We start from the raw sequence: 26168 nt of genomic DNA, 5'->3' as shown, positions 1-26168 counted from the left end.
CCTCGGGTCTGCGCTCCGCTTCGCGTCGCTCCGCCCGTGGATGACGATGTCGCGGAGGCCTCGGCTAACTGCCAACGTCTGCGATGATGATCGGACGGCCGACTAAGCGTCACTCCGCAGGCACCACCGCTACGCCCCTGTCCGCGTCGCAATCGCCCGTCGCCAGCCGGCACTGCCCTGCAAGCACGGTGGTCAGCGCGATCGCCCCGGCCACCACCGACACCCAGAACCCGTTCTGCGGACCGAAATTGTCGACCATCCAGCCAGCGGCGAAGGAGCCCAGCGCCATGCCGATGCCGATGCCGGTGGTCACCCAGGTGACGCCTTCGGTGAGCATTGCCGGCGGCACGTGGCGCTCGATCAGGCCGAAAGCGGTGATGAAGGTCGGCGAGATCGCGACGCCGCTGACGAAGACGGCCAGCGCCAGCGTCGGCACCGTGTCGGCAAAAAGCAGCGGCAGCGTGGTGACCGCGATCACGCTGACCGCGACAGCCAACTGCCGCTGCAGCGGCGCCTTCAGGCTGAGCGCGCCGACGATGATGCCGAGCACGAAGGATCCCAGCGCATAGACGCCGATGACGAGGCTCGCCGCTTGCGGTTGGCCGAGCGCCTTGGTGATGGCGACGGTGGTGACTTCCGTGGTGGCGAAGGTCGCGCCGACAAAGATCAGCGCGAAGGTGATGATCTGCACCGGCCGCAGGCGGATCGCCGAACCGGTCGCGCCATGTTCCGCCGGGCGGATGGGCGGTTCGGACGAACGCTGGAGCAGGAATGCCGCCGAACCGAGCGCGAGCAGCAATGTGCTGACCACCATGCCCGCTTCGGGGAACAGCGCCGCGCTCAAGCCCACCGACAGCGAGGCGCCGGCGACATAGACCAGTTCATCCGCGGCCGATTCGAACGCGAAGGCGGTGCTCAACCCGGGACGATCGCGGAAGATCTCGGTCCAGCGCGCCCTGACCAGCGCCGGAATGTTGGGCATGGCGGCGGCAAGCAGCGCCGACCCGAACAGGGTCCAGGCCGGCCAGTGCTGGTTGGCCGCCACGATCAATGTCGTGAAGGCAAGCACCGAGACGAGCGTGGTCGGCAGGGCAATCGCGCTTTGGCCAAGCTGATCCACCCATCGCGAGATCTGCGGTGACAAAACAGCATTCACAAGGGCGTAGGTCGCGGAGACCGCCCCGGCCAGCCAGTATTCGCCATGCGTCTGCGACAGCATCGCCACGATGCCGATCGGCGCCATGGCGATCGGCAGCCGCGCGATGAAGGCGGCTGCGGCAAAGCCTTTCGTGCCGGGAGCCCGAAAGATGTCCGTATAGGGGTTTCGCATGATCCTGCTCCTCGACAAGGGTGCATACTAAAACTACATACGCTGCGTATGAATGTGAGATAGTTCATACGCCTCGTATGTCAATTGGCATACGAGGCGTATGTGAGTAGGGCCAGAGCCATGCACAGACCGCGCAAGGAGATGATCGCCGAAACGCGCGCCAAGCTGATCGCGGCCGCCCGCCACGCCTTCGGCACGATCGGCTATGCCGAAGCCTCGATGGACGATTTCACCGCGTCGGCCGGCCTGACGCGCGGCGCGCTCTACCATCATTTCGGCGACAAGAAGGGGCTGCTGCAGGCGGTGATCGCCGAGATCGACGGCGAAATGGCCGTGCGGGTGAACGAGGTGGCTTCGAAGGCGCCGACCCGTTGGCAGCATTTCGTCGATGAATGCACCACCTATATCGAGATGGCGCTGGAGCCGGAAATCCAGCGCATCATGTTCCGCGACGGCCCGGCGGTGCTCGGCGACCCGGCGCAGTGGCCGAATGCCAGCGCTTGCACCGCCTCGATGACCGATCATCTGACGAAGCTGCAGGACGAGGGGGTGGTCGTTCCAGAGCTTGATCCTGAGACGACCTCACGGCTGATCAATGGCGCCAGCAGCCAGGCCGCGCAGCGCATCGCCAATTCGAACGATCCCGAAGCGACGTCGAAGAAGGTGATCGCGGCGTTCAAGCAACTGCTCGAAGGCTTGCGCAAGAGGGTTTGACGGCACGCTTGGGTAACCAAGCATAGGGTTGTGCACCGGTTTCGGATCGGTGCAACCCTGCCGCGATTGACAATCAATAGGGCGAGCGCATCCTCCCCGGCCATTCTCTGAAGGTGTGGGGTTCGGGGCATGTGGGACTTCAGCATCGGCAGGTCGGTGTCCATCATGATACGGACGTGGCTGTTCATCGTCTTTCGCATGATCGTCTATTTCGGCATCACGGTAGCCTACATCATGGCGACCGGCACGGGCGCCAGCGTCGGCTACGGCGCCGGTCACATCTCGACCGATCCGGACGGCCCGATGTCCTTCGCGCTCTGGGGCGGCGTGGTCGGCTTCGGGGTCGTCTCGATCGCTGTCTACTGGATCCGCGAATACATCCTCTATGTGCTGAAGGCGGGCCATATCGCCGTCATGGTGCATCTGATCGACGGCCACGATGTCCCTGACGGCCAGAACCAGATCGCCTATGCCAAGGAAGTGGTCACCCAGCGTTTCGCCGAGGCCAACATCCTTTTCGTCGTCGACCAGCTGGTCAAGGGCGCCATCCGCGCCATCACCGGCCTGATCGGCGGCATAGCCGCCTTCCTGCCGATCCCGGGTCTGAGCGGCCTGGTCGGCTTCATCAACACCATCATCCGTATCTCGCTGACCTATGTCGACGAGATCATCCTCGGCTACAACATCCGCATCAAATCGAGCACGCCTTTCGAGACGGCCAGGCAAGGCGTCGTCCTCTACGCCCAGAACGGCAAGCACATGGTCAAGAACGCCGTCTGGCTGGCGGCGATCATGTGGGGCGTGTCCTTCGTCATCTTCCTTTTGATGCTGGCGCCCGCGGCCGCGATCCTCTGGGTCATGCCGGGCCAGCTTGCCGGCTGGGCTTTCGTGCTGGCCATCGTCTTTGCCTGGGCCTTCAAGGCGGCCTTCATCGAGCCCTTCGCCATTGCCTCGCTGATGCAGGTCTATTTCGCAGCCATCGAGGGCCAGGTGCCCAATCCCGAATGGGACCCCCGGCTGGCCGAGGCCTCGTCCAAGTTCAGGGAACTGCGCGACAAGGCGCTGGGCTCCTTCGGCGGCGGCTCGCGCTGGGATACGCCCCGGGCCGCCTGATCAGGATTTCGAAGGACGGCCTAAAGCGCGTCGCGTCGAAACGGATTCACGCGACGCGCTTTAGGTCGTTGCTTGATGCATGTCGTTGTCGCAAACCGAGGTCACTTTTGCGCGACATGCATTAGCCTTGCGATCGCCGATTTGAGCGGCGCCTCGCCGGCGCCGCGAAAAGTCTCGCTCATCACAAGCTCCGGCAGCGATAGGCGCTTTCCCCAGCCATGCGCCTCGAGGTCAGGCTTCGGCGCGAAGGCAGAGACGCGGCCGACGCAGAGATAGGCGATCGGCGTCACATGTTCCGGGATCGACAAGAGCTGCTTCAGCGCTTCCGTCTCGATGATGCTGACCCAGCCGACGCCGACACCCTCGGCCCGCGCCGCCAGCCAGAAATTCTGCACCGCGCAGACGGTGCTGTAGAGGTCCATCTCCGGATTGTGCCAGCGCCCGAGCGGCGAATCCTTCGACCGCTGCCGGTCGCAGGTGATGCACAGATTGAGCGCGCTTTCGCAGATGCCCTCGAGCTTCAGCTTTCGGTACAGCGCCTGCCGTTCCGCCTCGATCGCCGGCAGCTCCTGCTCGCGCGCGGCGAGGAACAGGTCGCGCACCTGCCGACGCCTGCCTGCATCGCGGATGACGATGAAGTTCCACGGCTGCATGTAGCCGACCGACGGCGCATGATGCGCGGCGGTGATCAGCCGCGCCAACACGCTGTCGTCGAGATCGTCGGGGACAAAATGGCTGCGCACGTCACGCCTGGTGAACATCGCCCGATAGACCGCGTCGCGCGCCAATTGGTCAAAGTCGTCGCCGCTCGCGGCGATCGCTGCTGCCGTCATCGCTTTTCCCCTTGCGACAAGCAATTTCCCGCCTGACCAAGCGGAAAACCATGTCTGCCGGGCCGGTCTTCTGGCTCGGGATCCTCCCGCATCCGGCGCCTTCCCGTCATCGACAGTGGCTTTGCCGGCGCGGTCCCCCTCACAGCGTTGGGCACGCCACGGAGTTCAACCGTGTTCCCGATTCTCCCGCGTCGCGGGCACCAGGCAGCGAGGAGACTTTACAGCGTAGCCTAAGCCGCGCCAATGGCGCCAGCGACACGGGCTGGCGCAATTTTCCCCAGCCATTCGGCTTTCCAAACATGGTCATCCGCGCCGCGGGTGCCTAGATTAGGCGCCATGGCCACCCGTCTCTACACGCATCCGATCTTCCTGGAACACCTCACGCCGCCCGGCCACCCCGAGCGGCCCGACCGCCTGCGCGCCATCGAACGCGTGCTCGACGACGACGCTTTTTCGGCGCTCGACCGCGTCAAGGCGCCGGAAGGCGATGAGAAAACGATCCTCTATGCGCATCCCGAGGATTTCGTCGAGCGCGTGCGCGCGGCGATCCCTGAGAACGGGATCGTGTCGATCGACGCCGATACCAGCGCCAGCCCGAAAAGCTGGCAGGCCGTGGTGACGGCGATCGGCGGCGCCAACGCGGCGGTGGACGACGTCTTCGAGGGCCGCGCGGCAAACGTCTTCGTCGCCGCCCGTCCGCCGGGTCACCACGCCGAAAAGACCACCGCGATGGGCTTCTGCCTGTTCAACACGGCCGCGATCGCCGCCCGCTACGCGCAGAAGAAGCATCAGGCCGAGCGCGTCGCCATCGTCGACTGGGACGTCCACCACGGCAACGGCACGCAGGACATTTTCTGGGACGACCCGTCGGTGCTCTATTGCTCGACGCACCAGATGCCGCTTTATCCCGGCACCGGAGCGAAAAGCGAAACCGGCGCCGGCAACATCATCAACGCGCCGCTCGCGCCGCAGACCGGCAGCGACCTGTTCCGCGACGCCTTCCTGTCGCGTGTGCTGCCGTCCATCGATGCCTTTGCGCCGGACCTGATCATCATTTCAGCCGGCTTCGACGCGCACCACCGCGATCCGCTGGCCGAGATCAATCTGACCGAGGACGATTTCGACTGGGCAACCGGGCAATTGATGGAACGCGCCGGCCGCCACAGCTCCAACAGGCTCGTCAGCCTGCTTGAAGGCGGCTACGATCTGCAGGGACTGGCATTTTCAGTCGCCGCCCATGTCGGGCGGCTGATGAAGGGATAGGGTATGGCATTGGAAGACAATGAGGACGTCAAGGCGATGAGCTTCGAACAGGCGCTCGACGCGCTGGAGAAGATCGTCGATGATCTTGAGCGTGGCGACGTCCCGCTCGACCAGTCGATCAAGATCTATGAGCGCGGCGAAGCGCTGAAGGCGCATTGCGACCGGCTGCTGAAAGCGGCCGAGGACAAGGTCGAGAAGATCAGACTGTCGCGCGACGGCAAGCCGGTAGGAACGGAGCCGTTGGACGCAGAGTAATTTGGACGACGGTGAGGCAGACAAAGCAGGTAAGGAGTTCAAGCTATGTGCCGCAACATCAAGACCCTGGCCAATTTCGAGCCACCGGCGACCAATGACGAAGTGCATGACGCAGCGCTGCAATTCGTGCGCAAGCTGAGCGGCTCGACCAAGCCCTCCAAGCGCAACGAGCATGCCTTCCACCATGCGGTCGAGGCGATCACAGCTATCGCGCGCGAATTGATCGATTCGCTCGAAACCAACCAGGAACCGCGCAATCGCGAGGAAGAAGCTGCCAAGGCGAAGGCCAGGTCGGCGCTGCGTTTCGCCTGAGGATCCGACATGAGCTTCTTTCCGGGAAACGATCCTGAACCGGGCGATGCCTTCGCCTGCGACCAGATCGAGTTGATGGTCGTCCCCAACGCCAAGGACATTGGCGGCTTCGAGGTGCGCCGCGCCCTGCCGACGGCGAAGCGCCGTCTGGTCGGGCCGTTCATCTTCTTCGACCGCATGGGGCCGGCGATCCTGCGCGCCGGCCATGCGCTCGACGTGCGCCCGCATCCGCATATCGGGCTTTCCACCGTCACCTATCTGTTCGACGGCAAGATCAGGCATCGGGATTCGCTCGGCACCGAAATGGTGATCGCGCCGGGCGACGTGAATTTGATGACAGCCGGGCGCGGCATCGTTCATTCCGAGCGCACGCCGGAGGAACTGCGCGGCGCGCCGATGTCGGTCTCTGGCCTGCAGACCTGGCTGGCGCTGCCCGACGGCAAGGAGGAGATTGCCCCGGTGTTCGCTAACACGTCGGTGGCCCGCTTGCCGCAGATCGATGCCGAGGGTGTCAGCGGCCGCGTCGTCATTGGCGCGTTCTCAGGACTGCGCTCGCCCGTGGCGACCGCCTCGGACACGCTTTACGCCGATCTCAGGCTGGCGGCGGGCGCGAGCGTGAAGATCCCGGCCGATGCCGAGGAGCGCGCCATCTACACGCTGGAAGGCGACGTCTCGATCGCCGGCGATATTTTCCCGGCCGAGCGGCTCCTGGTGTTCAAGCCGGGCGAGGAGATCATCGTTTCCTCCGAGCGCGGCGCGCATTTCATGCTGTTCGGCGGGGCTTCGCTCGGCTCCAAGCGCTATATCTGGTGGAATTTCGTGTCGTCCTCGAAGGAACGCATCGAGCAGGCCAAGCAGGAATGGAAGACAGGCCGCTTCGATATCGTTCCCGGCGATGAAGAAGAGTTCATCCCGCTGCCGGAGAATTAGGGTCCGCTTGCGCGTCACTGGCGCGCATTTACATTCGTCCGCCGGCGGCCTATTCCGCGCATGATTATGGCGCAATCTGCTGATAGCGCCGTGTCGATCGATTGACGCAGGACGCGCCCGAGTGAAGCCAGACACGCCGCTGCTCGACAAAGTCCGCATTCCGGCGGATTTGCGGACGCTCGATGAGGGCGCGCTGCCGCAATTTGCCGCGGAACTGCGCGCCGAGCTTATCGACGCCGTCTCGCAGACCGGCGGCCACCTCGGCGCCGGCCTCGGCGTCGTCGAGCTGACGGTTGCCCTGCATTATGTCTTCGACACCCCGAACGACCGGCTGATCTGGGACGTCGGCCACCAGGCCTATCCGCACAAGATACTGACCGGCCGCCGCGAGCGCATCCGCACGCTGCGCCAGGAGAGCGGCCTCTCCGGTTTCACCCGGCGCGCCGAGAGCGAATACGACCCGTTCGGCGCCGCGCATTCGTCGACCTCGATCTCGGCAGGCCTCGGCATGGCCATGGCGCGCGACCTGTCGGGCGGCCGCAACAATGTGATTTCCGTCATCGGCGACGGCTCGATGTCGGCCGGCATGGCCTTCGAGGCCCTGAACAATGCCGGGGCGCTCGACGCCCGGCTGATCGTCATCCTCAACGACAACGACATGTCGATCGCGCCGCCGACCGGCGCCATGAGCGCCTATCTGGCCAGGCTCGCCTCCGGCAAGGCTTATCTCGGCCTGCGCGATTTCGGCAAGAAGCTGACATCCTATCTCGGCAAGCGCGCCGACCGCGCCATCACCCGGGCGGTCGAGCATGCGCGCGGCTACGTCACCGGCGGCACCCTGTTCGAGGAGCTCGGCTTCTATCACATCGGCCCCATCGACGGGCACAATCTCGAACATCTGATCCCGGTGTTGAAGAACGTGCGCGACAACGGCAAAGGCCCGGTGCTGATCCATGTCGTGACCCAGAAGGGCAAGGGCTACGCGCCGGCGGAGGCCGCGGCCGACAAATATCACGGCGTCAACAAGTTCGACGTCGTCACCGGCGCGCAGGCCAAGGCGCCGGCCAATGCGCCTGCCTACACCAAGGTGTTCGCGGAAAGCCTGATCCAGGAAGCGCGTGAGGACGACCGTATCGTCGCCATCACCGCCGCCATGCCGAGCGGCACCGGCCTCGATCTGTTCGGCGAGGTGTTCCCGAAGCGGACTTTCGATGTCGGCATCGCCGAGCAGCATGCGGTGACCTTCGCCGCCGGGCTGGCCACCGAAGGCTACAAGCCCTTCGCCGCCATCTATTCCACCTTCCTGCAGCGTGCCTACGACCAGGTCGTCCACGACGTTGCGATCCAGAAATTGCCGGTGCGCTTTCCCATCGACCGCGCCGGTTTCGTCGGCGCCGACGGCGCCACCCATTGCGGCGCTTTCGACACCACCTTCCTGGCTACGTTGCCGGTCTTCGTCGTCATGGCCGCCGCGGACGAGGCGGAACTGCGCCATATGGTGCGCACCGCGGCTGCCTATGATGAGGGCCCGATCGCCTTCCGCTATCCGCGCGGCAACGGCGTCGGCGTCGACATGCCGGAGCGCGGCTCGCTGCTCGAAATTGGCAAGGGTCGTATTCTCAAGGAAGGGACCAAGGTCGCACTGCTTTCCTTCGGCACACGGCTGCAGGATTGCCTTCTGGCGGCCGAGGAACTCGGCGCGGCGGGCCTGTCCACCACCGTCGCCGACGCCCGCTTCGCCAAGCCGCTGGACGAAGATCTTATCCGCCGGCTCGCCCGCTCGCACGAAGTGCTGGTGACCGTGGAGGAGGGCGCGATTGGCGGTTTCGCCAGCCAGGTGCTGCATTTCCTGGCCCATGAAGGCCTGCTGGAAAGCGGCCTTAAGGTACGGCCGCTGGTACTGCCGGACGCGTTCACCGACCACGCGAAACCCGAAAAGATGTATGCCGATGCCGGCCTGGATTCGGCGGGTATCGTGCGCACTGTCTTCGCGACGCTCGGCCGTGGCGTTCAGGCGCAGCGCGCCTGAATCAAGACTTCAAGACCCTGAATCGGTTTGCCGGCTTTCGGATGTAACCATTTGTTAACGCTTCCGTTTGGCGGTTCGCTTACCCTGTCTCTTGGCCGATTTTCAACGGCGCCCTGCTAGAAGTTCGAGCCAGGCAGGGAGATAACAAAAATGAAAACGCTTCTGTGCGGCATGGCGCTTTTGGCGGGCATGGCCGCGCCGGCGACAGCTGAAACGCGTTACGACCGCAACCTTGAAAAGGCGGTGCTGGATATCGTCGCCGGCAAGATGGGCAACATCCGCGGCGCCTTCTCCTACAAGCAGGTTCCTCAACTCGTCATGGTGCCGGAAGCGACGACGCCGGCTGTGCCGGCGCCGGTCGAGCCGCCGCGCAGGCAAGCTTCCGGCAATGATGGTCTGACGCCGGCCGTCGAGCGCCGGGTTTCGCGAACCGTATTTTAGAACCACATATCGCGCACGCAGCGGCCGTCGCGCGGCAGGTCGTCATACGCATCGAGGCCGTCGAAATGGTCGATCGGCAGGTCGGCGACGCTTTCGGGCGGCGCCAGCCTGACATTGACGGCGATGCGCGTGCGGCCGCTCTTGCCGGAATGCAGGCCGCGCCAGGCGACGACGCAGGCACAGGTCGGGCAGAACAGGATCTCCAGCGAGCATTCGGCCACCCCGGCGCGCGTGTAAGATTTCAGCGGTCCGGCGACGCGAATGCGCTCGTCGACATAGTCATAAGCCCAAAGCGTGCCGTAGCGGCGGCAAAGCGTGCAATTGCAGGCGGTGATCCCACCGGGATCGCCCTCCAGCGTCCAGTGGGCCGCGCCGCAATGACAGGTACCTTTCAGCATCGCCACCTCCATCAACTGACGAACGGCCTGTTCCTGTCCGCATTCTGCAGCCTGTCGCCCGATATTCAAACCCATTGCGTTCGCGCCCGGCTTTCGCCAATGAAGGCCGATGAGTTCCCCTTTGCCAGCCAGCCAGCGCCAGCGGCTCGACGAATTGCTCGTCGGCCGCGGCCTGTTCGCCAGCCGCTCACGCGCCCGCGACGCGATCGAGCGCGGCACGATAACGGTTGACGGCGCCATTGCCCGCAAGCCCGGCCAATCTGTCGCGCCGGACTGCCTGATCGCCATCGACGATCCGGCGCAGGCCTATGTGTCGCGCGCGGCACTGAAGCTGATCGCCGGCCTCGACCATTTCGGCCTCGATCCTTCCGGAAGCGAGGCGCTCGATATTGGCGCCTCGACCGGCGGCTTCACCCAGGTGCTGCTGGAGCGCGGCGCGGCGCATGTCACGGCAATCGATGTCGGCCACGGCCAGATGCGTCCCGAGATTGCCGGTGATCCACGCGTGACCGTCATCGAGGGATTGAACGCGCGTGATTTGACGGCAGTCGATCTCGGCGGCCGCGCTCCCGCTTTCCTTGTCTGCGACGTCAGTTTCATTTCGCTGAAGCTGGCGCTGCCACCGGCGCTGGAATTGGCGGGCGAGGGCGCCAGGGCAATTCTTCTGGTCAAGCCGCAATTCGAGGCCGGCCGCGAGGCGATCGGCAAGGGCGGCCTGCTCAAGGATCCGGACGATGCCGGGCGTATAGCCGAGAACCTGCGTGATTGGCTGGCCGGCAATTCCGGCTGGCGGGTGCTCGGGCTGCACCCGTCGCCGATCGAAGGCGGCGACGGCAACCGCGAGTTCCTGCTCGCCGCCATAAAGGATGCGGGGTCGCGATGAGCACACGCTTCACCATCGCCAGGCTGGGCTCGCAGGGCGACGGCATCGCCAACGCCGAAGGCGGGGAAGTCTTCATCCCGTTCACGCTGCCGGGCGAGTCGGTCACGGCCGCGCGCCAGAAGGAACGCGCCACGCTGATGTCGGTGCTGGAAGCCTCGCCGCTCAGGATCGACCCGGCCTGCCGCCATTTCACCGAATGCGGCGGCTGCGCGCTGCAGCATTTCGAAGCCGAAGCCTACCGGCAATGGAAGCGCGAGAAGGTCGTGCAGGCGCTGAAGGCCAAGGGCATGGCTTGCGAGATCGCTGCGCTGGTGCCGTGCGCGCCGCATACCCGCCGCCGCGTCACCTTCAGCGGCAGGCGCACGGATGCCGGCATGTTGCTCGGCTTCGTGCGCGCGCTGTCGTCCGAGATCATCCCGATCGAGGAATGCCCGATCTCGCTGCCGGCGATCGTCTCGGCGCTCGACAAATTGCGCGCCTTGGCCGAATTGGTCTGCGCCACGCCGAAGGCGTTCCATATGACGGTCACCGTCACGGCTTCGGGCCTCGACATTGCCGTCCATGATGCCGGCAAGCTTGGCGACCACCAGCGCCGTATCGCGTCGAATTTCGTCATGGCCGAGGGCCTGGCGCGGCTTTCCGTCGACGGCGAGATCGTCGTCGAGCCGAAGAAGCCGGTGGTGCAGTTCGGACCGGTCGCCGTCGCCGTGCCGCCCGGCGCCTTCCTGCAAGCGACGGAAGCCGCCGAGCAGGCAATGGCGGACCTTGTCGGCCAGCATCTGTTGCGCGCCAGGAAGGTCGCGGACTTGTTTGCCGGTAGCGGCAGCTTCGCGCTACGACTTGGCGCGAGGTCGGAAGTCCATGCCGTCGAAGGCGATGCGCCGGCCCTCGCCGCGCTAGACCGCGCCTTCCGCTTCGCCAGCGGCTTGAAGCGCGTGACCAGCGAACGCCGCGACCTGTTCCGCCGGCCGCTGACCTTCAAGGAGCTGAACGCTTTCGACGGAGTGGTCTTCGATCCGCCGCGCGCCGGCGCCGAGGACCAGTCGAAGCAGATCGCCCGTTCCGACGTGCCGCTGGTCGCCGCCGTCTCCTGCAATCCGGTGACGCTGGCGCGCGATCTGCGCATCCTCATCGATGGCGGATATACGCTGAAGAGCGTCACGCCGATCGACCAGTTCCTGTGGTCGCCGCATGTCGAGGCCGTGGCGCTTTTGGAGAAGCCGAGGCGGCGGCGATAGCCTTGCCGGTTGCAGCTGACTTCACTCAAATGGCGACTTGTCCTACGAGCTCGGAAAACGTTTCGCCGTGCCGCCGCGCTGGTTGATCGAAACCCAGCTGTTCGGGTTCTGCTGCGACTGGCGCTTCAGGAAATAATAGCCGGTGGCGTTCCAGGGGCGGATTTCGTCGACCAGATTGTCCAGGACGAGATCGCCCTTGTCCGTCTTCACCGTCAGGATGGTGTGGCCCTCATCGTGAAGGTCGCGCACCACCGTCATCAGCAGCGCCTGCCGGGGAAATCCCGCTTCCTGGAGAAGCTTGCGCTTGTAGAGCGCGTAGATCTTGCAATCGCCCTTGCCGTCCACCGGATAGTCCCAGTGATCCATCATCGTGCCCCAGTGATCGTAATTGCTGACGGGCTTGATGGAGCGGTTCGCCTTCTGGTTTATCCGCTTGAGGATGCTCATGTTCTGCGCAGTCAGCTTGACGCTTGTGGCGGGCAAAGCGGGCACCTTGCACTCTTTCGGCCGGCGATGACAGAAATCGAGCCAGCCATAGGGAACGCTGGTGCTGCCGCCGACGGTGGCGGAGCTCGCAACAAGTCGTGTCGTCGTCAGCTTGAACAGCGACGACTGCGCCGCTGCAGGGCCGACTTGCAGCGATGAAGCGCCAACCAAAGAAACGAGGCCAAGGAGGAAAGAAGAGGTCAGGACGCCAGGGGAACGCTGCATTGCCAACACCACCGCAACGAGAAGACTGGCGACAAGCTAATGCGCAAACGCCCGCCCCGCCAATTAAACAATTAATAATGTCCTAACACGATTGTGTCTGGCGTAAGGCAGAGGCTGCCCCTCCTCACGAGTTGGCATCAATCCGAGCGTGGCACTGCCGCGCTTCGGCGAGTACGCTCGCGTCCATATCTTCAAGTGTTTTTGGCCCGCCAGCACGCTGTAGGATTCCAAACACGTCCTGCGGCCGCATCGGTGCAAAGGCCGGCGCCGGTTTCACATCAACGCCCTCTGGCGCGTTCTCGGATTTGGACATGATGCCTGCACGCTCGAGTGAAATGTCTTTGGCAGACGATTCTACCGGAACGGCGCCAACCCCTCAAACCCTCGTGCCGCCCACCGTCATCTGGTTCATCCGCAGATGCGGCTGGCCGACGCCGACAGGCACGCCCTGACCGGCCTTGCCGCACATGCCGATGCCGCTGTCGAGTTTCATGTCGTTGCCGATCATGCTGACGCGGTGCATGGCGTCCGGCCCGTTGCCGATCAGCATCGCGCCCTTGATCGGCTGCGTCACCTTGCCGTTCTCGATCATGTAGGCCTCGGTGCAGCCGAACACGAACTTGCCCGACGTGATGTCGACCTGGCCGCCGCCGAAGGAAACGGCGTAGATGCCGTTCTTGACCGAGGCGATGATCTCTTCCGGCTCCATGTCGCCCGCGGTCATATAGGTGTTGGTCATGCGCGGCATCGGCTGGTGCGCATAGCCCTCGCGGCGGCCGTTGCCGGTCGCCTTCATGCCCATCAGCCGCGCGTTCTGGCGGTCCTGCATATAGCCGACCAGTTTGCCGTCCTCGATCAAGACGTTGCGCGCCGAAGGCGTTCCTTCGTCGTCGACTGTGAGCGAGCCGCGCCGCTCGGGGATGGTGCCGTCATCGACTACGGTGACGCCCTTCGCCGCCACTTGGCTACCCATCAGGCCGGCGAAGGCCGAGGTCTTCTTGCGGTTGAAGTCGCCTTCGAGCCCGTGGCCGACCGCCTCGTGCAGCATCACACCCGGCCAGCCGCTGGACAGAACGACGTCGAAGGTGCCGGCCGGCGCCGGAATCGCTTCCAGATTGACCAGGGCCTGCCGCAGCGCCTCGTTTGCCGCATGCTTCCAGCTCTCCTCGCCGACGAACTCGCCAAAACTCTTGCGGCCGCCCATGCCGTAGGAGCCGCTCTCCTGCCGGTCGCCATCGCCGACCACGACGGAAACGTTGATCCGGACCAGCGGGCGGATGTCGCGCACGATCTGTCCGTCGCCGCGCACGATCTCGACATGCTGCCACGAGGCGGCGAGCGACGCCGTCACCTGGCGCACGCGCGGATCCTTCGCACGCAGCCAGCCATCGATTTCCTGCAAGAGCTTGGCTTTGGCCTCGAAGGAAGGCGAGGGGATCGGGTTCTCGTCGCCATAGAGGTGGCGGTTGGTGCGGGCGGGCGCTCCGGCCAATGTGCCGGAATAGCCGCCCTTGACCGTCGAGACGGCGTCGGCCGCGCGCAGCAGCGAGGCTTCGGAGATGTCGCTGGAATGCGCATAGCCGCTGGCCTCGCCGGCTACGGCGCGCAGGCCGAATCCCTGGTCGGTGTTGAAATTGGCCGTCTTCAGCCGGCCATTGTCGAACATCAGCGCTTCGCTCTCGCTGTATTCGAGGAACAACTCCCCGTCGTCGGCGCCCTTGATGGTCTCGGCGACGATCTCCTTGACGCGATCGTCGGAAATGTCGAATTGGCCGATCAGGCTGTTCATGGCAAATCCATTCTTGGAAACAAATCGTTCCGACGGATGTAGGCGCGAAGCCGCCGTCGCACAATCGTCAACAGGGCCAAGTCAGCGATTGCGCCGTCACTCGCCGCTCAGGAAGCCCTTGATGTTGCCGGCCATCGTGTTCCAGTTGGAAAACTGCTCCTCCAGATTGGCCCTGGTGATGCCGCCGGCGAAGCTGACATCCATCTTGAAGTTCGAGCCGTCGCCGGCATAGGCCTTTACCCAGCGGTATTTCGCGTTCCAGGCGTTGGCCTGGTCGGCGGTCAACGGGTCGGTGTAGCCGGTCGAGAATTGCAGCGACTTGCAGTTCTCGTGATCCTCGCAGCCATAGAAATAGATCACGTATTTGACGCCCTCGATCCGGCCGGAAAGCATCGGATCGCCATTGTCGTCCTTGTCCATCCTGGCCGAGCCGAAGCCCTTGGCTATGTCGAGGATCGCCGGCGGGTCGGGCGTCTGGAGGATTTCGGCATCCTCGGCCCGTACGGCCGAAACCGTGCCGGCCAGCGCCAGCCCGGTAATGAAAGCGGATAAATTCGCGCGCATTGAGCCTCCTGGCAGCCAAATGCGCATTCGCCACCGGACCTCAGCGTCAGGAGCGGCGCATGGGCAAGAAGATCAAGGTAGGGCGGCGAAGCCTTCCGCAAAGCCCTTGAGGTCGACGGGAATGCCGATGCCTTCCTCGGGGGTCTGGAAGACGATGAAGGTGGCCGACGTGCCGCTCTTCAGCGTGTCGAGCAGCGGCTTTTCGAGGATCACCTCGGCGTAGCAGCCGTCCTGGAAGCAGCGCACGAAATAGGCGCGGCCGATATCCTTGCCATCGACATTGAGACCGAGGCCGTTGGGGAGCAGCACGCCGAGCGGCGCCAGCACGCGCAGAATCTCGGCCTTGTTGTCGGCGGTGCGCAGCACCACAACCGAAAGCCCCATTTCAGGGCGGTCCTCGGCGACGACGTTCTGCATCATCACGCATTGCTCGGAGGTAGCGCCTGCAGGCGTATCGCAGATGATCGACCACGCACCATGCGTCGACTTCACCGTGCCGCTCGGCGGCGTGGCGTTGTTCGGCGAGGCAGCGGCGCCAACGGCTACGCCGACACCGAGCAAGGCGACGGCAAGGACGACCTTCGCCAGGGTTCTCGAAAGCCAGGAAGTCATAACGGCTCCATTGCGAATCACGGCACTTTAAGCCGCGCCGGGGCCAAGTAAAGGACGAGACCGCCGCCGATCCGCCCCGATACCGGCAATTCCATGCTTTTCCAAAGCAAATTCGCCCGAATTGCGACCGCGGCGCATATAGCGCGGCGAGCGCCGAACACGGCCTTCGGCTTGCGCGCAAAAATGCCGCACGGTTTCCTCCGCTCCTTCCTTGCGGAGGGAAATAGAGTATGGTTTGAACCACCCTAGGGACAGACCGGGATTCCCAATCCCGGCATCGTCGATTATTGGTGCGATCGGATCGCGGGAAGTGGGAGACGAGAGGGCGATGAGGAAATTCCTGGCAAGCGCTGAATTCTTGGCAGGTGCGGCAGCTTCGGCCGTGCTCTTCTCCAGCGCGGCGGCCCATGCCGACCAGCCGCGGCCATGGGAGATGACCTTCCAGGCTCCGGCCACCGACATGATGCGGCAGATCGAGCGGTTCGGGAACTACACCATGTGGTTTATCGTCCCGATCACCATCCTCGTTCTGCTGCTGCTTCTGGTTTGCATCGTCAAGTTCCGCGCCAGCGTCAATCCGGTGCCGTCCAAGACCAGCCACAACACGCTGATCGAAGTGATCTGGACGGTCGGGCCGGTGATCGTGCTTCTGCTCATCGCTATTCCCTCCTTCCAGCTGCTCACCGCGCAATACACCCCGCCGGAAGAAGCCAAGCTCACCGTCAAGGCGACCGGCAACCAGTGGAACTGGGATTATGAATACCAGGTCGACAAGACCTTCTCCTTCAACTCGGCGGTTCTCCAGGATGCCGACCGCGCCAAGGCCGGCAAGGAAGATCGCGGCCTCTATCCGCGCCTGCTCGCGGTCGATAACGAGCTGGTCGTGCCGGTCAACACCTTGACCCGCGTCCTGATCACCGCGACCGACGTCATCCATTCCTTCGCCGTGCCGTCCTTCGGCATCAAGATGGACGCCGTGCCCGGCCGCACCAACGAGACCTGGTTCAAGGCGGAGAAGGAAGGCCTCTACTATGGCCAGTGCTCGCAGCTCTGCGGCAAGGACCATGCCTTCATGCCGATCGCCGTCCGCGTCGTGTCCGATGCGCAGTTCAAGACCTGGCTGGATACGGCCAAGACCGATGTGCCCGCCGCCAACAAGGCGCTGATGGCCGAGATCGATGGTACCAACAAGGTAGCGGCCGCCGGCAACTGATGCCGCGGGTTAGCAAGATTTAGGGAACGGAGCGGAACATGGCAGAGGCTGCAGCTCACGATCACGACGACCACAGGCCGCAGGGCTGGGTCCGCTGGGTCTACTCGACCAACCACAAGGACATCGGCACGCTCTACCTGATCTTCGCGATCATTGCCGGCGTCATCGGCGGCGCGCTCTCGGTCGCCATCCGCATGGAGCTGCAAGAGCCGGGCATCCAGATCTTCAGCGGCCTGGCGCAGATGGTCTATGGCATGCAGGGCGACGCCGCCATCGACGGCGGCAAGAGCATGTACAACGCCTTCGGCGCCGCGCACGGCCTGATCATGATCTTCTTCATGGTCATGCCCGCGCTGATCGGCGGCTTCGCCAACTGGATGGTGCCGATCATGATCGGCGCGCCGGACATGGCCTTCCCGCGCATGAACAACATTTCCTTCTGGCTGCTGCCGCCGGCCTTCATCCTCTTGCTCTCCTCGATGTTCGTGCCGAGCGCGCCGGGCGCCTTCGGTGTCGGCGGCGGCTGGACGATCTATCCGCCGCTCTCGACCTCCGGCCAGCCCGGCCCTGCGATGGATCTGGCGATCCTGTCGATCCACATCGCCGGCGCGTCGTCGATCCTCGGCGCCATCAACTTCATCACCACCATCTTCAACATGCGCGCTCCCGGCATGACGCTGCACAAGATGCCGCTGTTCGCCTGGGCGGTGCTGATCACCGCCTTCCTGCTGCTGCTCTCGCTGCCGGTCCTTGCGGGCGCCATCACCATGCTGCTCACCGACCGCAATTTCGGCACTTCCTTCTTCGTGCCGGACAATGGCGGTGATCCGATCCTCTTCCAGCACCTGTTCTGGTTCTTCGGCCACCCCGAGGTGTACATCCTGATCCTGCCGGGCTTCGGCATCGTCAGCCATATCGTGTCGACCTTCTCGAAGAAGCCGGTGTTCGGTTATCTCGGCATGGCCTACGCCATGGTCGCGATCGGCGCCGTCGGCTTCATCGTCTGGGCGCACCACATGTACACGACCGGCCTGTCGCTCGACACGCAGCGTTACTTCGTGTTCGCCACCATGGTCATCGCGGTGCCGACCGGCGTGAAGATCTTCTCCTGGATCGCCACCATGTGGGGCGGCTCGATCTCCTTCAAGCCGCCGATGCTGTGGGCGTTGGGCTTCATCTTCCTGTTCACCATCGGTGGCGTCACCGGCGTTCAGCTGGCCAATGCCGGCCTCGACCGCTCGCTGCACGACACCTATTTCGTGATCGCCCACTTCCACTACGTGCTGTCGCTGGGCGCCGTGTTCGCCATCTTCGCCGGCTGGTACTACTGGTTCCCGAAGATGACCGGCTACATGTACTCGCCGGTGATTGCCAACACCCACTTCTGGGTCACCTTCGTCGGCGTCAACCTGATCTTCTTCCCGCAGCATTTCCTCGGCCTCGCCGGCATGCCGCGCCGTACCGTCGACTATCCGGATGCCTTCGCCGGCTGGAACATGGTCTCATCCTACGGCTCCTACATTTCGGCCGTCGGTGTTGCGATCTTCCTCTATGGCGTGTTCGAGGCCTTCCAGAAGAAGCGCGTCGCCGGCGCCAATCCGTGGGGCGAGGGTGCCACCACGCTCGAATGGCAGCTGCCTTCGCCGCCGCCGTTCCACCAGTGGGAACAGCTGCCGAAGATCAAGTAAGCAGCGTCCCGACGCATACGAGGCCGCCGGCTTGTCCGGCGGTCTTGGCCAACGGAATGATGGACTTTAAGTACGCATGGCCCTTGCCGAAGACAGATTGATGGAGGAAGCGGGCTTTCGCATGTCGGAAGCGACCGCGGGCGATTTCTTTGCCCTGTTGAAGCCGCGCGTCATGTCGCTGGTCGTCTTCACGGCCTTTGTCGGCCTGGTCGCGGCGCCCGTTGCCATCAACCCGCTGCTGGCGATGATCGCCATCCTGGCCATTGCCATCGGCGCCGGCGCCTCCGGCGCGCTCAATATGTGGTACGACGCCGACATCGACGCGGTGATGACGAGAACCGCCGGCCGCCCGGTGCCGGCCGGCCGCGTAACGCCGGGAGAGGCATTGAGCTTCGGCCTGGTGCTGTCGGTGCTATCGGTGATGACGCTGGGCGTGCTGGTCAACTGGCTGTCGGCAGCGCTTCTGGCCTTCACCATCTTCTTCTATGCCGTCATCTACACCATGTGGCTGAAGCGCTGGACGCCGCAGAACATCGTCATCGGCGGCGCCGCCGGCGCCATTCCGCCGGTGATCGGCTGGGCCGCCGTGACCGGCTCGGTCAGCCTCGAAAGCGTGATCCTGTTTCTGATCATCTTCCTGTGGACGCCGCCGCATTTCTGGGCGCTGGCGCTGTTCAAGTCCGACGACTATGCCCGCGCCGGCATCCCGATGATGCCGAATGTCGCCGGCCAGGCGTCGACCCGTCGGCAGATCTTTGCCTATGCGCTGATCCTGGCGCCGGTGGGCGTGCTGCCCTGGGCGCTCGGTTACACCACGGCCGGCTACGGCGTCGTCTCGGCGGTCCTCGGCGCGGGCTTCGTCTGGTATGCCTGGAAAGTGCTTGCCATGGCCGACGACGATCGCGCGATGAAGCCGGCCAAGGCCCTGTTCGGCTACTCGCTGCTCTATCTCTTCGCTATCTTTGCCGCCTATCTCGTCGACTGCGTGGTCGGGCGCGCCCTCATGATGGGGGGAGTATGATCGTGGCCGACAAGAAGCTCGAACTGGTCACGCTGACCGAGCGCCAGCAGAAGGCGCGCCGCAACCGCTCCATAGCCATCGGTGTCGCGCTGGCGGCATTGGTCGTCATCTTCTATGCCGCCACCATCGTGCGCTTCGGCCACACCGGGGCCAGCATCACCGGCTCCGGCCTGTTGGGAGGCGGCTGATGGGCGGCGAGACCAGCAGCAAGCCCCGCAAGGTGAACAACGGCATCGTCGCCGCGGTCTGCCTCGCCTTCTTCACCGGCATGGTCGGCATGGCCTATGCGGCGGTGCCGCTCTACAAGATGTTCTGCCAGGTCACCGGCTATGGCGGCACCACGCAGCGCGCCGAAAAGCAATATGCCGGCCGCGTGCTCGACCGCGACATAACAATCCGCTTCGACGCCAACACCAACGGCATTCCGTGGCAGTTCGAACCTGTCGCCCGCTCGGTGACGATCAAGATCGGCGCGACGGCGCAGGCGCATTACAGCGCCACCAACAAATTCGACCGCACCATCACCGGCCGCGCCTCGTTCAACGTGCAGCCGGAAATGGCCGGTGCCTATTTCAACAAGGTGGAGTGCTTCTGCTTCACCGACACGACGCTGAAGCCCGGCGAGACGCTGGACATGCCTGTCGTGTTCTATGTCGATCCAGACATCGTCAACGTGCCGGAACTCAAGGACTTGAAGACCATCACCCTGTCCTACACGATGTTCCCGGTCGAAAAGAAACAGCCGGTCGCCTCGTCGGCGCCGGCCGCTGGCAGCAGCAGCAACAAAGTTCCAGATTCCGAAGCAAGCCTCGGGGGTTGATATGGCAGACGCGCACGCAAAACCACAACACGACTACCATCTCGTCAACCCGAGCCCGTGGCCTTTCCTGGGTTCGGTCGGCGCGCTGGTCACCGCCATCGGCGGCGTCTGCCTGATGCAGTATCTGAAGGCCGGCAACTTCCCGGTCTTCGGCCACAACATCGCCAATCCGTGGCTGTTCTTCATCGGCCTGATCATCGTGCTCTACACGATGTTCGCCTGGTGGTCGGACACCATCAAGGAAGCGCATGAGGGTCATCACACGCGCGTCGTGTCGCTGCACCTGCGCTACGGCATGATCATGTTCATCGCGTCGGAGGTGATGTTCTTCGTCGCCTGGTTCTGGGCCTTCTTCGACGCAAGTCTCTTCCCCGGCGAGGCAAACCAGTATGCCCGCGCCGCCTTCACCGGCGGCGTCTGGCCGCCGAAGGGGTTGGAGGTTCTCGATCCCTTCCACCTGCCGCTCTACAACACCATCATCCTGCTTTTGTCGGGCACGACGGTGACCTGGGCGCACCACGCGCTGCTGCATGGCGACCGCAAGGGTCTGATCAACGGCCTGGTGCTGACCGTCGGCCTCGGCATGCTGTTCACCATGGTGCAGGCCTACGAGTACATGCACGCCCCGTTCGCGTTCAAGGATTCGATCTACGGCGCCACCTTCTTCATGGCGACCGGCTTCCACGGCTTCCATGTCATCATCGGCACCATCTTCCTGCTCGTCTGCCTGGTGCGTGCGATGCGTGGCGACTTCACACCGAAGCAGCATTTCGGCTTCGAGGCGGCCGCCTGGTACTGGCACTTCGTCGACGTGGTCTGGCTGTTCCTGTTCAGCGCGATCTATGTCTGGGCCTCGAACGGCGCGCTGATCGAAGGCCACTGATAAAAAGCAATCCGGGAAAAGCGCGTAGCGATTTTTCCGGAATTTGCTTTCAGGAGTTTTGAAGGCGGTAGCGGCGACGCGGCCGCCTTCTTCTTTTCGGCGCAATGGCCGGCCATCGGTAGCCCATGTGGGCGAAAATTCCCTTGGCCATCTGCGCGTATCTGATCACCACAAGCTCACTGCTCGACAGGGGTATGTGGCCCGGACAAACGGTCGATCTGGTGCGTGTCGAGAAATCGCAACGGCAGTTGCAACTGATCGGCGGCGGCAAAATCCTGCGCAGTTACGGCATCGTGCTTGGCGGCGCCCCTGTCGGCCAAAAGCATCGGGAAGGCGACGAGCGAACGCCGGAAGGGCGCTATGTGCTCGACTGGCGCAATCCCAACAGCGTCGCGCACAGGTCGATCCATATCTCCTATCCAAATGCCGACGATAAGGCGGCGGCGAAAGCGCTGGGTGTCGATCCAGGCGGCTTCATCATGATCCACGGCCAGCCGAACGGTTTCGGCTGGCTGGGCGGGCTGCTTCAAATGGTCGACTGGACCGATGGCTGTATTGCGGTTACGAACTCCGATATGGATGAAATCTGGACAAGGGTGGCCGACGGGACACCGATCGAGATCATGAGATGAGCGAAGCTCTCTAAATGAGTGAAGACAAGGCGATCTGGCCACCCATAGATCCGGTCTCGGCGGGCCTGCATGGCCGCTGCCCGCGCTGCGGCGAAGGCAAGCTGTTCTCCAGTTTCCTCACCGTCGGCAAGCGCTGCTACAATTGCGGGCTCGACTATTCCTTCGCCGATGCGGGCGACGGACCGGCGGTGTTCGTCATCCTGATCATCGGCTTCGTCGTCGTCGGCCTCGCATTGTGGATGGAGGTGACGTTCAGTCCGCCGCTCTGGCTGCACTTCATGTTGTGGATACCGCTGGCGCTGGTGCTGTGCCTGACGGCGCTGCGCCTGATCAAGGGCGTGCTGATCACCTTGCAGTATTCGAAGAAGGCCTCCGAGGGCAGGCTGGATTCCAGCGCATGACCGAGACGACCGGTTTGGTTGCCGGCCGTTCACGGCCGCGCACGGCGTTGCTCATCGGCCTCGGCCTTGTCCTGTTCTCCGTCCTGATCGGGCTCGGCACCTGGCAGGTCCAGCGCCTGCATTGGAAGGAAGGCCTGCTCGCAACCATCGATAAGCGCACGCATTCCGCACCGCTGGCTCTAGCGGACGTCGAGAAGGAATTCGCCGCTTCCCACGATGTCGATTACACGCCGGTGACGGTGACCGGCACTTTCCTGCACCAGGGCGAGCGGCACTTCTTTTCCACCTGGCAAGGCGACAGCGGCTTCAACGTCTACACGCCCTTGCAACTCGAGGATGGCCGCTTCGTGCTCGTCAACCGCGGCTTCGTTCCCTACGACCTCAAGGATCCGGCCAAGCGCCAACAAGGTGAGGTTACCGGCAAGGTGACCCTGACCGGGCTTGCCCGCAATCCGCTGCCGGCAAAACCATCGATGATGCTTCCCGACAATGACGTCGCCAAGAACATCTTCTACTGGAAGGACCGTGACGTCATGGCGGCGACCGCCGGCCTGCCGGCGGGGTTCGTGCTGGTGCCGTTCTTCATCGATGCCGACAAGACGCCGAACCCCGGCGGCCTGCCGGTCGGCGGTGTCACCATCATCGATCTGCCGAACAACCACCTGCAATATGCCGTCACCTGGTACGGGCTGGCCGCCGCCCTTGCAGCCGTGCTGATTCTAAGACTGCGCCGCCCGGCGAAGGAGCAGTGAGCGCCGCCGCTCTTGACAGGGCAGGGGTGCACGTCTCATTTCGCCTCCGACAAAGAGATAGAGCATGATGTGGTCCGAAAACCGCTACACACTTTTCGGCATCATGCTCTTGATTCCGACTGAACTGGCTTCGCATTCATGACCGAGAAAAAGCCACCGCTGACCATCAGGCTCTGCCAGCCACGCGGCTTCTGCGCCGGCGTCGACCGCGCCATCCAGATCGTCGTGCTGGCGCTGAAGAAATACGGCGCGCCGGTCTATGTCCGCCACGAGATCGTGCACAACCGTTACGTCGTCGAAGGGCTGCAGAGCCTGGGCGCGGTCTTCATCGAGGAACTGTCCGAGATTCCGCCGGAGCATCGCCAGTCGCCCGTGGTCTTTTCCGCGCATGGCGTGCCGAAATCGGTGCCGGCGGATGCCGAGGCGCGCAACCTTTTCTATCTCGATGCCACGTGCCCGCTCGTCTCCAAGGTGCACAAGCAGGCGATGCGCCACCAACGGCTCGGTCGCCATGTGCTTTTGATCGGCCACGCCGGCCACCCCGAAGTGATCGGCACGATGGGCCAGTTGCCGGAAGGCGCCGTGACGCTGATCGAGACCGAGGCCGATGCGGCGCGCTTCGTGCCGGTCGACGCTTCGGCGCTTGGCTTCGTCACCCAGACGACCTTGTCGGTCGAGGACACCGCCGGCATCATCCGGGCGCTACAGGAGCGGTTTCCCGAATTGCACGCGGCCGCGGCCGAATCGATCTGCTACGCCACCACCAACCGCCAGGAAGCGGTGAAGGAGACGGCGGCGGGCGCCGATCTTTTCCTTATCGTCGGCGCGCCCAATTCGTCCAACTCGCGTCGCCTTGTCGAAGTGGCGGAGCGCGCGGGTGCCGCCATGTCGCTTCTCGTGCAGCGCGCCGCCGAAATTCCGTGGGATGAGATCGCCGGGATCAGGACGCTCGGCCTGTCGGCTGGTGCCTCGGCGCCGGAGATCATCGTCGATGAGATCATCGATGCGTTCCGCCAGCGTTTCGACGTCACCATCGATCTGGCCGTCACGGCCACGGAAACGGAGGATTTTCCGGTGATGAGGGTTTTGCGCGATGTCGAACTGACGGCGGCCGACATGGCCTTCGTCAATGGAGCGGCGTGAAACCGGATGGCCGTCTACACCGACGTCAACGAGAACGAACTCAGCGCGTTCCTGAAAGCCTATCCGGTCGGCGAGTTGCTTTCCTACAAAGGCATCGCCGAAGGCACCGAGAATTCCAATTTCCTGGTCCACGCCTCGACCGGCTCCTATATCCTGACGCTTTACGAGAAGCGCGTCGACAAGGCCGACCTGCCGTTCTTTCTCGGCCTGATGGGCCATCTCGCCAGGAAGGGCATTTCCTGCCCGCTGCCGGTCACCGCGGATGACGGCACCGTCATCGGCACGCTCGCCGGCCGGCCCGCCGTCATCATCACCTTCCTCGAAGGCCTGTCGTTACGGCGGCCGACGGCCGCGCATTGCGGCGAGGTTGGCAAGGCGCTCGCCAGCCTGCATATCGCCGGCCAGGATTTTCAGATGAAAAGGCCGAACGCGCTGGCCATCGACGGCTGGCGCAAGCTCTGGACGGCCTCGCGCGACCGGGCCGACGAGGTCGAGCCGGGCCTGGCGGCTGAGGTCGATGCCGACTTTAGCGATTTCGAGCGCAACTGGCCGACCGGCCTGCCGCGGGGCATCATCCACGCCGATCTGTTCCCGGACAATGTCTTCTTCCTCGGCGAGAAGCTGTCCGGGCTGATCGACTTCTATTTCGCCTGCGACGACCTCTACGCCTATGATGTCGCCACCTGCCTCAACGCCTGGTGCTTCGAGAAGGATTTTTCCTTCAACCTGACCAAGGGGACGGCGCTGCTGGCCGGCTACCAGTCGGTGCGGCAGCTTCAGGCTGACGAGAGGGCGGCGCTGCCGATGCTGGCGCGCGGCTCGGCGCTGCGCTTCATGCTGACCCGCCTCTATGACTGGCTGACCATTCCGGATGGCGGGCTGGTGATGAAGCGCGATCCGACCGAATATATCCGCCGCATGCGCTTCCACCGCGCGATCCGATCTCCTTCCGAATACGGACTGACATGAGCAAGCACGTTGAGATATTCACCGACGGTGCCTGCTCCGGCAACCCGGGACCGGGCGGCTGGGGCGCCATCCTGCGCTTCAACGGCAAGACCAAGGAATTGTCGGGCGGCGAGGCCGAGACGACCAACAACCGCATGGAATTGCTCGCCGCCATCTCGGCCCTCGACGTGCTGAAGGAACCTTGCGCGGTCGATCTCTACACCGACAGCAAATACGTCATGGACGGTATTTCCAAGTGGATCCATGGCTGGAAGAAGAACGGCTGGAAGACCGCCGACAAGAAGCCGGTGAAGAACGGCGAGCTATGGCAAGCGCTCGACGCAGCCAATCGCCGCCACAAGGTGACCTGGAACTGGGTCAGGGGCCATGCCGGTCATCCCGAGAACGAACGCGCCGACGAACTCGCGCGCGAAGGCATGGCGCCGTTCAAGAAGGGCTCGGCAGTGTCTGCAACGCCGAAGCCGGCAGCGGCGCCGAAGCCGGCCACACCGGCAAGGCAGCCGGCAGCCCCAAGGGCACGTCGCTCCACCCAGAGCTATTGATTTCGGCGGGCTGGCTTGCACTCTGACCGGAGAAGCATGTCGTGCCGATAGCCTATTACATCACACACCCGCAGGTGCGCATCGACGCCGACGTTCCCGTGCCTGAATGGGGATTGTCCGACGTCGGCCGGGCGAGGGCCGTCGCCATGCTCGACCAGCCCTGGGTCGGCTCGATCGGCCGCATCGTGTCGTCCGCCGAACGCAAGGCGATCGAAACCGCGGAAATCCTGGCGGAACGTCTTCGTCTTGTGGTCGAGATGCGCGAGCGGATGCACGAGAACGACCGGTCGGCAACCGGCTTCTTGCCGCCGCCGGAATTCGAAGCGGTCGCCGATCAGTTCTTCGCCAGGCCGCACGAGAGCATCCGAGGCTGGGAACGGGCTATCGATGCGCAGAGCCGCATCGTGGGTGAGATCGAAGCCGTGCATGCGGCCAGTGAAGCCGACATCGCCTTCGTCGGCCATGGCGGCGTGGGAACGCTGTTGCTCCTCCATCTCAGTGGACGGGAAATCAGCAGCAAGGCGGATCAGCCGGCGGGCGGGGGCAACTACTTCGCCTGGGATATCGGCTCGCGCCGCTTGATCCATGGTTGGCTGCCGATCGACTGGCCAGCAGCGCGGAGCCTCTGATTGTCGGCTGAACTCAGAGAAGCAGCAGCACCATTGATTGCAGCTCCGAAAAGGGAGTAT

Annotated in this window: 30 protein-coding genes, 1 pseudogene and 1 riboswitch; of the genes and pseudogenes, 23 read left to right on the top strand and 8 right to left on the bottom strand. The window is 64.0% G+C overall.

Annotated features, from left to right (window positions below):
* Positions 1-109: 109 nt before the first annotated feature.
* Complete coding sequence (locus tag FJW10_RS05240) at positions 110-1330, bottom strand: MFS transporter (RefSeq protein ID WP_140898906.1); 1221 nt, start codon at positions 1328-1330, stop codon at positions 110-112.
* A gap of 120 nt (positions 1331-1450) precedes the next feature.
* On the opposite strand from FJW10_RS05240, the gene FJW10_RS05235 reads away from it, so the two are divergent.
* Positions 1451-2044, top strand: coding sequence for a TetR/AcrR family transcriptional regulator (locus tag FJW10_RS05235; RefSeq protein WP_140898904.1), 594 nt, complete (start codon positions 1451-1453; stop codon positions 2042-2044).
* A gap of 129 nt (positions 2045-2173) precedes the next feature.
* Positions 2174-3157 carry a hypothetical protein gene (locus FJW10_RS05230; RefSeq protein WP_140898902.1) on the top strand — a complete coding sequence of 328 codons (984 nt, stop codon included), beginning with the start codon at positions 2174-2176 and terminating at the stop codon, positions 3155-3157.
* 101 nt (positions 3158-3258) lie between these two features.
* Here the strand turns inward: FJW10_RS05230 and bluB are convergent, their stop codons facing one another.
* Positions 3259-3990 (bottom strand): 5,6-dimethylbenzimidazole synthase, encoded by a 732-nt coding sequence (bluB, locus tag FJW10_RS05225; protein ID WP_140898901.1) that lies wholly within the window; start codon positions 3988-3990, stop codon positions 3259-3261.
* Positions 3991-4032: 42 nt separating this feature from the next.
* Positions 4033-4210, bottom strand: a riboswitch (cobalamin riboswitch).
* 116 nt (positions 4211-4326) lie between these two features.
* Between bluB and FJW10_RS05220 the strand changes: the two genes are divergently transcribed.
* The 6 genes from FJW10_RS05220 to FJW10_RS05195 all read left to right on the top strand — a co-directional run bounded on the left by FJW10_RS05220 (position 4327) and on the right by FJW10_RS05195 (position 9220).
* Positions 4327-5253, top strand: a complete 927-nt coding sequence (locus tag FJW10_RS05220; protein WP_140898899.1) for a histone deacetylase family protein — start codon at positions 4327-4329, stop codon at positions 5251-5253.
* 3 nt (positions 5254-5256) lie between these two features.
* Complete coding sequence (locus tag FJW10_RS05215) at positions 5257-5508, top strand: exodeoxyribonuclease VII small subunit (protein ID WP_140705314.1); 252 nt, start codon at positions 5257-5259, stop codon at positions 5506-5508.
* A gap of 45 nt (positions 5509-5553) precedes the next feature.
* Positions 5554-5820: a DUF2277 domain-containing protein gene (locus tag FJW10_RS05210; RefSeq protein WP_140835341.1), complete on the top strand. Its 267-nt coding sequence runs from the start codon at positions 5554-5556 to the stop codon at positions 5818-5820.
* Positions 5821-5829: 9 nt separating this feature from the next.
* Positions 5830-6750, top strand: a complete 921-nt coding sequence (locus FJW10_RS05205; protein ID WP_140898898.1) for a pirin family protein — start codon at positions 5830-5832, stop codon at positions 6748-6750.
* Positions 6751-6871: 121 nt separating this feature from the next.
* Entirely contained in the window at positions 6872-8779 is a 1908-nt protein-coding gene (gene dxs / locus FJW10_RS05200) for a 1-deoxy-D-xylulose-5-phosphate synthase (RefSeq protein ID WP_140898896.1), read from the top strand.
* 150 nt (positions 8780-8929) lie between these two features.
* Positions 8930-9220, top strand: a complete 291-nt coding sequence (locus tag FJW10_RS05195) for a hypothetical protein (RefSeq protein ID WP_140898894.1) — start codon at positions 8930-8932, stop codon at positions 9218-9220.
* Here FJW10_RS05195 and FJW10_RS05190 read toward each other — a convergent pair.
* On the bottom strand, positions 9217-9618 hold the full coding sequence (locus tag FJW10_RS05190; protein WP_140898893.1) for a GFA family protein: 402 nt from the start codon (positions 9616-9618) through the stop codon (positions 9217-9219). The genes FJW10_RS05195 and FJW10_RS05190 overlap by 4 nt on opposite strands.
* Positions 9619-9727: 109 nt before the next feature.
* On the opposite strand from FJW10_RS05190, the gene FJW10_RS05185 reads away from it, so the two are divergent.
* Both FJW10_RS05185 and FJW10_RS05180 read left to right on the top strand, forming a co-directional pair.
* Positions 9728-10501 (top strand): TlyA family RNA methyltransferase, encoded by a 774-nt coding sequence (locus tag FJW10_RS05185; RefSeq protein ID WP_140835345.1) that lies wholly within the window; start codon positions 9728-9730, stop codon positions 10499-10501.
* Complete coding sequence (locus FJW10_RS05180; protein ID WP_140898891.1) at positions 10498-11739, top strand: class I SAM-dependent RNA methyltransferase; 1242 nt, start codon at positions 10498-10500, stop codon at positions 11737-11739. Before FJW10_RS05185 ends, FJW10_RS05180 begins: the two co-directional genes overlap by 4 nt.
* 42 nt (positions 11740-11781) lie before the next feature.
* Here the strand turns inward: FJW10_RS05180 and FJW10_RS05175 are convergent, their stop codons facing one another.
* The 5 genes and pseudogenes from FJW10_RS05175 to FJW10_RS05160 form a co-directional block, all read right to left on the bottom strand.
* Positions 11782-12450, bottom strand: coding sequence for a transglutaminase-like cysteine peptidase (locus FJW10_RS05175; RefSeq protein WP_181177419.1), 669 nt, complete (start codon positions 12448-12450; stop codon positions 11782-11784).
* Positions 12451-12574: 124 nt separating this feature from the next.
* Positions 12575-12742: pseudogene (locus tag FJW10_RS30710) on the bottom strand (AbrB family transcriptional regulator); the annotation flags it as partial.
* Between the two features lie 84 nt (positions 12743-12826).
* On the bottom strand, positions 12827-14239 hold the full coding sequence (gene tldD / locus FJW10_RS05170) for a metalloprotease TldD (protein WP_140898890.1): 1413 nt from the start codon (positions 14237-14239) through the stop codon (positions 12827-12829).
* 96 nt (positions 14240-14335) lie between these two features.
* Complete coding sequence (locus FJW10_RS05165; protein WP_181177418.1) at positions 14336-14803, bottom strand: YbjN domain-containing protein; 468 nt, start codon at positions 14801-14803, stop codon at positions 14336-14338.
* Between the two features lie 72 nt (positions 14804-14875).
* Positions 14876-15415 carry an invasion associated locus B family protein gene (locus FJW10_RS05160; protein WP_140647278.1) on the bottom strand — a complete coding sequence of 180 codons (540 nt, stop codon included), beginning with the start codon at positions 15413-15415 and terminating at the stop codon, positions 14876-14878.
* A gap of 328 nt (positions 15416-15743) precedes the next feature.
* On the opposite strand from FJW10_RS05160, the gene coxB reads away from it, so the two are divergent.
* The 13 genes from coxB to FJW10_RS05095 all read left to right on the top strand — a co-directional run bounded on the left by coxB (position 15744) and on the right by FJW10_RS05095 (position 26108).
* Positions 15744-16628, top strand: a complete 885-nt coding sequence (coxB, locus tag FJW10_RS05155; RefSeq protein ID WP_140835349.1) for a cytochrome c oxidase subunit II — start codon at positions 15744-15746, stop codon at positions 16626-16628.
* A 38-nt stretch (positions 16629-16666) separates the two neighbouring features.
* Positions 16667-18316 (top strand): cytochrome c oxidase subunit I, encoded by a 1650-nt coding sequence (ctaD, locus tag FJW10_RS05150; RefSeq protein ID WP_140835350.1) that lies wholly within the window; start codon positions 16667-16669, stop codon positions 18314-18316.
* 76 nt (positions 18317-18392) lie between these two features.
* Positions 18393-19337, top strand: a complete 945-nt coding sequence (locus FJW10_RS05145) for a heme o synthase (protein ID WP_140898888.1) — start codon at positions 18393-18395, stop codon at positions 19335-19337.
* A complete protein-coding gene (locus FJW10_RS05140) occupies positions 19334-19525 on the top strand; it encodes a hypothetical protein (protein ID WP_140647282.1) in 192 nt (63 codons plus the stop codon). The genes FJW10_RS05145 and FJW10_RS05140 overlap by 4 nt, the downstream gene beginning before the upstream one ends.
* Entirely contained in the window at positions 19525-20157 is a 633-nt protein-coding gene (locus FJW10_RS05135; protein WP_140835352.1) for a cytochrome c oxidase assembly protein, read from the top strand. The genes FJW10_RS05140 and FJW10_RS05135 overlap by 1 nt, the downstream gene beginning before the upstream one ends.
* Before the next feature lies 1 nt (position 20158).
* The gene (locus tag FJW10_RS05130) at positions 20159-21040 is read left to right on the top strand and encodes a cytochrome c oxidase subunit 3 (RefSeq protein ID WP_140898887.1); all 882 of its coding nucleotides are present in this window, start codon (positions 20159-20161) and stop codon (positions 21038-21040) included.
* Positions 21041-21234: 194 nt separating this feature from the next.
* A complete protein-coding gene (locus tag FJW10_RS05125; protein ID WP_140899316.1) occupies positions 21235-21672 on the top strand; it encodes a L,D-transpeptidase family protein in 438 nt (145 codons plus the stop codon).
* Between the two features lie 14 nt (positions 21673-21686).
* Positions 21687-22073 (top strand): DUF983 domain-containing protein, encoded by a 387-nt coding sequence (locus tag FJW10_RS05120; protein WP_140835354.1) that lies wholly within the window; start codon positions 21687-21689, stop codon positions 22071-22073.
* Positions 22070-22825, top strand: coding sequence for an SURF1 family protein (locus FJW10_RS05115; protein ID WP_181177416.1), 756 nt, complete (start codon positions 22070-22072; stop codon positions 22823-22825). Before FJW10_RS05120 ends, FJW10_RS05115 begins: the two co-directional genes overlap by 4 nt.
* Positions 22826-22963: 138 nt before the next feature.
* Positions 22964-23968: a 4-hydroxy-3-methylbut-2-enyl diphosphate reductase gene (gene ispH, locus FJW10_RS05110; protein ID WP_140835355.1), complete on the top strand. Its 1005-nt coding sequence runs from the start codon at positions 22964-22966 to the stop codon at positions 23966-23968.
* A 6-nt stretch (positions 23969-23974) separates the two neighbouring features.
* On the top strand, positions 23975-24937 hold the full coding sequence (locus FJW10_RS05105; protein ID WP_140898885.1) for a homoserine kinase: 963 nt from the start codon (positions 23975-23977) through the stop codon (positions 24935-24937).
* Positions 24934-25479: a ribonuclease HI gene (gene rnhA / locus FJW10_RS05100; protein WP_140898883.1), complete on the top strand. Its 546-nt coding sequence runs from the start codon at positions 24934-24936 to the stop codon at positions 25477-25479. Before FJW10_RS05105 ends, rnhA begins: the two co-directional genes overlap by 4 nt.
* A gap of 41 nt (positions 25480-25520) precedes the next feature.
* On the top strand, positions 25521-26108 hold the full coding sequence (locus tag FJW10_RS05095; protein WP_140898881.1) for a histidine phosphatase family protein: 588 nt from the start codon (positions 25521-25523) through the stop codon (positions 26106-26108).
* The last annotated feature ends 60 nt before the right edge of the window (positions 26109-26168 follow it).

This window comes from Mesorhizobium sp. B4-1-1 (genome assembly GCF_006439375.1).
GTDB lineage: Bacteria > Pseudomonadota > Alphaproteobacteria > Rhizobiales > Rhizobiaceae > Mesorhizobium.
This window is presented reverse-complemented; position numbering and strand designations above follow the sequence as displayed.